The 1646-nt window shown below is 72.8% G+C and carries 1 protein-coding gene and 1 riboswitch; the gene reads left to right on the top strand.

Annotated features, from left to right (window positions below; translation table 11 throughout):
* The first annotated feature begins 195 nt into the window (after nt 1-195).
* A riboswitch (SAM riboswitch) is annotated at nt 196-313 on the top strand.
* A 223-nt stretch (nt 314-536) separates the two neighbouring features.
* On the top strand, nt 537-1646 hold a 1110-nt coding region (locus ACFU99_RS42935), incomplete at its 3' end, for an aminotransferase class V-fold PLP-dependent enzyme (protein ID WP_384404023.1).

Below are 1646 nucleotides of genomic sequence, written 5' to 3'. Positions count from 1 at the left end.
ACGCCTGACGCCGGACGCCTGGGCGGCGGGCGGCGGGTGCGGGCTTCGGGTGGTGCGGGGCGCGACGCGCCCCGCGTGCCTTGGCGCCTTCGTATGACGTCGCGCGTCGTTGCGCGTCTTCGTGTGACGCAAGGCGCAGTCCACAGTGCGGACCGCGCCTTGCGCATCGAAGATCGTGTGGCAAGATACCGCACAGGTCATGAGTGACAGCGACATAGGCCCCGGCCCGCTGTCCGGCAACCCTCCGTCCGTGGCGGGGTGCCCCGGGTGAAGACCAGGTCGTGGACAGCAAGGTCCTCGGCAAGCGCGGGCCCCTCGTCCAGGGGTCCTGGTCTTGAGGGAGCAGTCTCGTGAGCAAGCGAATGCGATAGGGCCGACGGCCCCTTTTCTGACGTCCCCTGAGGGTTCCTCAGGTCTTCTCAGATCTCTTCATGCCTCCGTACGCGGCGCGAGCCGTGCGTCGAGGCGTTCCGTACGCGTCCCCGAACGCGTGCGCCTTCGAAGACATTCCGCCTGCACCGCCGGGAGAGTTCAGCATGTCCGCACACGCCACCGCCACCGCCGTCGCCACCACTCCTTCGGAGGCCTGCCAGCCGCTGCCGGTGCTCGGCCGGAACGTCAGCGTCCCGCTCGTAACCGGCGGCGAGGTCGCCTACGCGGCGCTCGACTACGCCGCCAGCGCGCCCGCCCTTCAGCGGGTCTGGGACGACGTGGCCGCGTACGCCCCCTACTACGGCAGCGTGCACCGCGGCGCGGGCTACCTCTCGCAGCTCTCCACCGACCTGTTCGAGAACAGCCGGGCCGACGTCGCGGAGTTCCTCGGCTGCCGTGCCGACGACCAGGTGATCTTCACCCGCTCCACCACGGACTCGCTCAACCTGCTGGCCTCGGCGCTCCCGCGCGGCACGCGGGTCTTCGTCTTCGAGACCGAGCACCACGCCTCGCTGCTGCCGTGGGAGCGGCGCGCGGCCTCCGCCGCCTCTGACGTCACCGTCAGCTACCTCGACGCGCCGCGCACCCCGGCGCAGGCCGTCGAGACGCTGGAGAAGGCGCTCGCCGACCGGGAGCCGTACGGGCCCGCGCTGGTCTGTGTGACGGGCGCGTCCAACGTGACGGGCGAGGTGTGGCCCGTACGGGAGCTGGCCGCCGCCGCCCACGCGCACGGCGCGCGGATCGTCGTCGACGCCGCGCAGCTCGCGCCGCACCACCCGGTGGACGTGGCGGCCTCGGACGTGGACTGGGTGGCGTTCTCCGGCCACAAGCTGTACGCGCCGTTCGGCTCGGGCGTCCTCGCCGGGCGCCGGGACTGGCTGCTGGCGGCCGAGCCGTACCTCGCGGGCGGCGGGGCGAGCCGCCGGGTCGAGCGGCGCGCGGACGGCGGCGTGGACGTCGAGTGGCACGAGACCGAGGCCCGGCACGAGGCTGGGTCGCCGAACGTGATCGGCGTCTACGCCATCGCCGCCGCCTGCAAGGCGCTGACCGAGGCCGGCTTCGACGCGCTCGTCGAGCGCGAGCAGCGGCTCCTGGCACGGGTCCGGGAAGGGCTCGCCGCGATCCCCGAGGTGAAGGTGCTCTCGCTCTTCGGCGACGACGCCCCCCGGGTCGGCGTCCTCTCCTTCGTGGTGGAGGGCTGGAACAGCTCGCAC

The sequence above is a fragment of the Streptomyces sp. NPDC057654 genome, assembly GCF_042800135.1.
Taxonomy (GTDB): domain Bacteria; phylum Actinomycetota; class Actinomycetes; order Streptomycetales; family Streptomycetaceae; genus Streptomyces.
This window is presented reverse-complemented; position numbering and strand designations above follow the sequence as displayed.